Source organism: Proteiniphilum sp. UBA1028 (assembly GCF_002316955.1).
GTDB lineage: Bacteria > Bacteroidota > Bacteroidia > Bacteroidales > Dysgonomonadaceae > Proteiniphilum.
In genome coordinates, this window is record NZ_DCEN01000080.1 from 1 (window position 1) to 344 (window position 344).

The following is a 344-nucleotide window of genomic DNA, read 5'->3' on the forward strand; positions in this document are numbered from 1 at the left end:
TAGTGCATCACACCCATGTATATAACCGCATTGCCGGTCTTCAGTTCTCTGCTCAGGGTGGTGCCGGATTCAGCTACCGGTTACAAAATAATCTGCACTTGTTTGGCGAACCGAGACTGCTCTATTATTTCAGGAACAATCAGCCAATGAGTGCCCGCACGGAGAACCCGCTGATATTCGGGCTGAATATTGGAGTCAGGATACAATTCAAATAACTAAATCTATATGGGTATGCAAAAGTTGACTTATTTATTTTTTATTGCCGGATTGTTACTTTTTACCGGATGCAAGGACTATGTGGATGAGTACGTTACCTACACCATCAACGAGCCGGTTTTTATGCC

At 43.6% G+C, this 344-nt stretch carries 1 pseudogene; it reads left to right on the plus strand.

Going from position 1 to position 344, the window contains the following annotated elements:
- Positions 1–215, plus strand: a pseudogene (locus B3Z75_RS13200) (hypothetical protein); the annotation flags it as partial.
- Positions 216–344: the final 129 nt, after the last annotated feature.